Here is a 5,305-nt window from a genome sequence, read left to right on the forward strand (position 1 = left end):
CGGGCGTGGCAGGTGGCCGATCACCGAGCACTCCAGGTTGACCAGCTCAACCGGGCTGCCCGGCTCACTGTAGGAGTACAGCGTCTGGTGGCGCTGGTGGAACGCCTCGATCAGTGCGCCCAGTCCGGTGCTGTCCAGCGCGTCAGCCTCCCACTCCACGCTGCACTCGTGGATCTGCCCCGCGTAGCGCATCTCCAGGGTGTAGTGGCAACTGCTGGCCTGATCGCCGAAACCGTCTTCGCGCAGGTTCGCCATGCCCTGCTGGCGCAGCTCGGCCAGCGTGCGGTTGAGCAACGGCAGGTCGGCATGCGCCGCGTCCAGGCGCATCGACAGGCTGGTGAGCTGGTCGTAGCGCACATCGGACAGAATCTGGCCAAAGGCGCACAAGCCCGAAGCGACCTTGGGGATCAGCACGGTACGCATGCCGATTTCCTCGGCCAGCCGCACCACGTGCATGCCGGCCGCGCCACCGGCACCGATCAGGGCGAAGTCACGCGGGTCGTGGCCACGCTCGATGGAGACGCGGCGAATGCCATTGACCATGTTCAGGTTGACCAGGGTGGTAATGCCGAAGGCCGCGCGCTCCACGCTGATCCCCAGCGGTTCGGCGATCTTGCTGCGAATGGCCTCCAGCGCGGCCTGGCGGTTCAGGCGGATGCTGCCGCCCAGCAGCGCCCCGTCCGGCAGGTAGCCCAGGACCAGGTTGGCGTCGGTCACCGTCGGCTCCGTGCCGCCTTTGCCGTAGCACACCGGCCCCGGCGTGGCGCCGGCGCTGCGCGGGCCGACCTGGAGCATGCCCAGGGTGTCCAGCGAGGCGATGGAGCCGCCGCCGGCGCCGAGGGTTTCCACCTGGATCATGGGGACGCCGATGCGTTGGCGCAGGAAGTCCACGTCCTTGCTGAAATTGGTACGCCCGGCGTTGGTCAGGGTGATGTCGAACGAGGTGCCGCCCATGTCCACGGTAATGACATTGTCGATGCCGAACGGCCTGGCCACCGACAGGCCGGCCTGGGGTGCCGAGGCGGGGCCTGAGTTGATCGCGTTGACCGCCCGTTCACGCATCAGGTGGCCGGGGGCCAGCCCGCCGTTGGACTGGAAGTAGCGCACCGGCTGGTGCGCGCCGAGTTCCTCGAACAAAGCGTCGATACGTGCCACGTAGCGGGCCATCACCGGGCTCAGGTAGGCGTTGACCACGGTGGTGGAGGTGCGGGTGTATTCGCGGATCTGCGGGAACACTTCGACGCCGGTACAGACGAACACCCCAGGCAGCGCGGCGCGCACCAGCTCGGCGGCGCGTTGCTCGTGGCTGGGGTTGCGCACGGACCACAGGAACGAAATGGCCACCGCCTCGACACCCTCGGCGCGGAAATACTCGATGGCCTGGTGCACGGCCTGTTCGTCCAGCGGGCTGTGCTCGCGGCCATCGCCCAGGATCCGCCCGCCGATGGGCCGGCGCAGGTGCCGCGGTGCCAGCATGAACGCCGGCGGGTAGTGGGCGTCGTAGCGGTGGCCTTCTTCCTTGTGGCCCAGGCGGATTTCCAGGCTGTCCTCGTGGCCTTCGGTGCACAGCAGGCCGACCTTGACGCCGGTGCGTTCGATCAGCGCGTTGAGGGCCACGGTGGTGCCGTTGATGCACAGGTCGCAGTTGGCGATCACCTCGGCCGGGCTGTGCCCGGTGGCGTCGGCGATCTGCGCCAGCCCGGCGCGGATCGCCAGGGTGCCATCGTGCGGGGTGGAGGGCGCCTTGAACAATTGCACGCCGCCGTCACGGTCGGCCAGGATGAAGTCGGTGAAGGTGCCGCCGGCGTCGATGCCCAGGCGATATTGGTTGCGCATGTTGGATCTCCGGTCAGAGCTGGCCGCGGGCAGCGTGGGTGGCGGTTTCGTCGAGGTGGCCGTCGGCATCGACGATCACGCGGTAGTCCAGGGCCGCGCCCTGGGGGGAAACCAGGCCATTGCGCAGGTCTTCGAGTACGGATGTCACCGGCCGGCGCAGCGGGTCGCCGTATCCGCCGCCGCCCGGGTTGATGTTGATGATCCGCTCGCCGGGTTGCAGGGTCAGCATCGGGTTCTGCAGGTAATGGTCTTCCTGGCCGTCGGCATGGCGGTGGATCAGCCGGCCGAGCTTGGGTTGCAGCAGGCCATTGCGTGCACCCGCGGCACCTGCCGTGGGCAGTTGGCGGCCTTCGCCGAAGCCGACCACGGTCATGGCGTGGTCCAGGGGTTCGATCTCCAGCCGGGTGCCGGAGCCGCCGCGGTATTCGCCGGCGCCACCGCTGTCGGCCATCAGGCTGTAGCGGTGGATGAGGATGGGGTAGGCGTGTTCGAGCAGCTCGATGTCGCCGCTCATCAGGGCGCCGAAGCAGCACAGCGGCCCGCAGGCATGCCAGCCGTCCATCACCTGGTTGGCGCCTGCGCCGGAGATGATCGACGCCAGCACCATGGTCACGTACTCGCTGTTGCCATGGCGAGGGTCATGACCGGCGATGTTGATGCCGCTGGTGTGTCCCCAGGAGGCGGTGACCCGCTGCGGCGAGGCCTGTTCCAGCGCGGTGCGCACCGCATCGGCCAGGGTTTCCATCGGGGTGGTGGTGCAGTTGACGTGGGGCGCGGGTTCGGCCGCGTTGCACAACGTGCCCTTGGCGCCGACATCCACGCTCACGCAGCGGTACAGGCCTTCGTTATAGGGCGGCGCGACCTGGGCGAACATCATCAGGCCCAGGTACACGCCGGAGACCGAGTTGCCTTCGTAGGAATTGATGAAGTAGGGCACCTGGGGCGGGCTTTCGATGCGCACGTGCGCCGTTTCGCCGCGGATTTCCACGTGGGCGGTAATCGCCAGCTCGCCCAGACCATGCCCGGAATCTTCCAGTACCGCGGTGCCGCTGTAGTGACCGTCGGGTACGTCACGCAGCAGTGCGCGCATATGCCGGTCGGCCATGTTCTTCAACTCGGCGATGCACGCACGCACCTGCGCAACCCCGTACTTGTCGAGCAGGTCGAGCAAGTGCCGCTCGCCGACCTTGCAGGCGCCGTACTGGGCGTTGAGGTCGCCTTCCTGATAGGGGCGGGCGCGCATGTTGGTGAGCATGAAGTTGATCACGTCCTCACGCCGTTTGCCCCGTTCCCACAGCTTGACCGGCGGGATGCGCAGGCCCTCGGCGTAGATCTCCTTGGCATCGGGGTTGTAGCCGGCCGGCACCGGGCCGCCGATATCGGTCAGGTGGCCCTTGCACACGGTCCAGAACACCAGCTCGCCCTGGTAGAACACCGGCTTGTACATGCAGCAGTCGAGGATGTGGCTGCCTTTGTAGGCCGGGTCGTTGTGGTAGATCACATCGCCTTCAGCGATGTCGTCGCCGAAAAAGCCGGCCACGCATTTCATCGCCGGAATCAGCGAGCCCAGGTGGATCGGGATGTCCTGGCCTTGCAGGATCATCTCCGGCAGGTGGTCGAACAGCGAGTTGGAGTAATCGTGCGCCAGGTTGAACACGCTGGAGCGGCCGGTCTTTTCCAGCGTCAGGGTCATCTCGCGCTGCGCCGTCTCCAGCGCACCCCGCACGACCGCCAGGGTAATCGGATCAACTGAATTCATAGGTCACCGAGGTTTTTCTTGTGTTTTTGGCTGAGGCCGCCGCTGGCGACCTGTGGTGACAGGCTACGGGGGAAGGAGAACGCTGACTTGTCGTTGGGTGTACCCGTTGTTGCGTTTGCGCGCACGCACCCATCAGCAGCCACGGCTGCGGACGCGTAGCGCAGAGGTATAGATAAAATCGATAGGAGCTATGTCGCGGGTATCAGTTCCATCAAAGAAAATGTGAATCACGACGTAATCACATGATGGAATCTGCAATGAAAAAGACTTCTTTCACCGAGCGCCTGGTCCATGCCGTTGGCTATGAAGTGTTTGCCGTGCTGCTCTGTGCGCCGCTGTTGTCCTGGGTGATGGGCAAGTCGCTGGCCACCGCCGGTGCCTTGGCCGTCACCTTGTCGGTGATCGCGATGCTGTGGAACATGCTCTACAACGCGCTGGTGGACCGTGTGGTGAAGACCGAACGTATCCACTGGAAGGCCACCACGCGGTTCATCCATGGCCTGGGTTTCGAAGCCGGGCTGGTGGTGTGGTGCTTGCCGGTAGCGGCGTGGATGCTGGAGATCTCGCTGTGGCAGGCGTTCATGGTCGAGCTGGGCTTTTTCGTCGTCATCCTGCCCTACACCGTGCTGTACAACTGGGCGTTCGACCGTGCTCGGTACTTCGTGCTGCAGCGCCGGCTGGCGGCTTGAAGCGGCTTCACCGGGTCTTGCATCAGACAAGTGAGCAGGAAGTGCCTGGCTGTGAGAGGATGTCCGCCACCCCAGCCAGGACCCCGAATGCAGCCTGATGAAGACACCAAAACGAATCGAACCGCTGATTGAAGACGGCCTGGTCGATGAAGTATTGCGACCCCTGATGAGCGGTAAGGAAGCCGCCGTTTATGTAGTGCGCTGCGGCACCCAGGTACGTTGCGCCAAGGTCTACAAGGAAGCCAACAAACGCAGCTTCCGCCAGGCCGCCGAGTACCAGGAAGGCCGCAAGGTCCGTAACAGCCGTCAGGCCCGGGCCATGGCCAAGGGCAGCAAGTACGGGCGCAAGGAAGCCGAAGATGCCTGGCAGAACGCGGAAGTGGCGGCGCTGTTCCGCCTGGCCAATGCCGGCGTGCGCGTGCCCAAGCCGTTCGATTTCCAGGATGGCGTGCTGTTGATGGAGCTGGTCACCGACGCCGACGGCGATGCTGCACCGCGCCTGAACGATGTGCACCTGGAGGCAGAGGAGGCGAGGGAGCACCATGCCTTCGTCATTCGTCAGATCGTGCTGATGCTCTGTACCGGGCTGGTGCATGGCGACTTGTCCGAGTTCAACGTGTTGCTGGGCCCGGACGGCCCGGTGATCATCGACCTGCCGCAGGCGGTGGATGCGGCGGGCAACAACCACGCGTTCAGCATGTTGCAGCGGGATGTAGCGAACATGGCGCACTATTTCGGGCGCTTTGCCCCGGAATTGAAAGGCACCCGCTATGCCCAGGAAATGTGGGCGTTGTACGAGGCGGGCGAGCTGCGGCCGGACAGCCCGCTGAGTGGCGAGTTCGCAGAGGATGAGCATGCCGCCGACGTGTTCGGGGTGATGCGCGAGATCGAGGCGGCGCAGCGCGATGAGGCCCGGCGCCAGGCGGCGCTGGCGGAAGCTGAACATGGCCCGGTCAAGGGTGAGGAGCCGCCACCGCCCTGGTTGCAGTGATCTCAAGGCTTGCGCCACCCCTGTGGGAGC

The 5,305-nt window shown here is 65.5% G+C and carries 4 protein-coding genes; 2 read left to right on the forward strand and 2 right to left on the reverse strand.

What is annotated here, in order from left to right; translation table 11 throughout:
- Both capA and capB read right to left on the reverse strand, forming a co-directional pair.
- A partial coding sequence (capA, locus tag PMI38_RS03715; RefSeq protein WP_008090898.1) for a caprolactamase subunit alpha occupies positions 1-1,836 on the reverse strand: 1,836 nt, incomplete at its 3' end.
- A 13-nt stretch (positions 1,837-1,849) separates the two neighbouring features.
- Positions 1,850-3,595 carry a caprolactamase subunit beta gene (capB, locus tag PMI38_RS03720; RefSeq protein ID WP_008090900.1) on the reverse strand — a complete coding sequence of 582 codons (1,746 nt, stop codon included), beginning with the start codon at positions 3,593-3,595 and terminating at the stop codon, positions 1,850-1,852.
- Between the two features lie 257 nt (positions 3,596-3,852).
- Here capB and PMI38_RS03725 point away from each other — a divergent pair, with 257 nt between their 5' ends.
- Positions 3,853-4,284, forward strand: a complete 432-nt coding sequence (locus PMI38_RS03725; RefSeq protein WP_008090901.1) for a multidrug/biocide efflux PACE transporter — start codon at positions 3,853-3,855, stop codon at positions 4,282-4,284.
- A gap of 97 nt (positions 4,285-4,381) precedes the next feature.
- Positions 4,382-5,275 (forward strand): PA4780 family RIO1-like protein kinase, encoded by an 894-nt coding sequence (locus PMI38_RS03730; protein WP_008090903.1) that lies wholly within the window; start codon positions 4,382-4,384, stop codon positions 5,273-5,275.
- Positions 5,276-5,305: the final 30 nt, after the last annotated feature.

Source organism: Pseudomonas sp. GM84, from assembly GCF_000282535.1.
GTDB lineage: Bacteria > Pseudomonadota > Gammaproteobacteria > Pseudomonadales > Pseudomonadaceae > Aquipseudomonas.

What these genes read in the sequence shown, in the direction of transcription:
- PMI38_RS03725 (WP_008090901.1), top strand. Translation starts at nt 3,853, where the DNA reads ATGAAAAAGACTTCTTTCACCGAGCGCCTGGTCCATGCCGTTGGCTAT.
- capB (WP_008090900.1), bottom strand. Translation starts at nt 3,595, where the DNA reads ATGAATTCAGTTGATCCGATTACCCTGGCGGTCGTGCGGGGTGCGCTG.
- PMI38_RS03730 (WP_008090903.1), top strand. Translation starts at nt 4,382, where the DNA reads ATGAAGACACCAAAACGAATCGAACCGCTGATTGAAGACGGCCTGGTC.